1 protein-coding gene is annotated in these 274 nt (G+C 48.2%); it reads right to left on the bottom strand.

The genetic code is table 11. The features are described 5' to 3' along the window. Positions 1-274 (bottom strand): HisA/HisF-related TIM barrel protein (locus AAEY93_RS20555; protein WP_351079505.1); only part of this gene is annotated, 274 nt, incomplete at both ends.

Below are 274 nucleotides of genomic sequence, written 5' to 3'. Positions count from 1 at the left end.
ATTACGAATATCCGCAATTTTACGCACACCGCCGCCGACCGTTAATGGCACAAACACGGTTTCTGCCATACGTTCAACGGTATGATAGGTGGTGTCGCGCTCGTCATTGGTGGCCGTAATGTCCAAAAAAGTAATCTCGTCAGCGCCTTGTTCGTTATAGCGCTTGGCGACTTCAACAGGGTCGCCAGCGTCTTTAATATCGACAAATTGCACGCCTTTGACCACGCGTCCATTATCAACGTCCAAACAAGGAATGATACGCTTTGCTAACATA

Source organism: Shewanella sp. CAL98-MNA-CIBAN-0140 (assembly GCF_040309905.1).
GTDB classification, from domain to species: Bacteria; Pseudomonadota; Gammaproteobacteria; order Enterobacterales; family Shewanellaceae; genus Shewanella; species Shewanella psychromarinicola.
The sequence above is the reverse complement of the archived record's forward strand: the minus strand, read 5'-3'. Positions and strand labels throughout refer to the sequence as shown.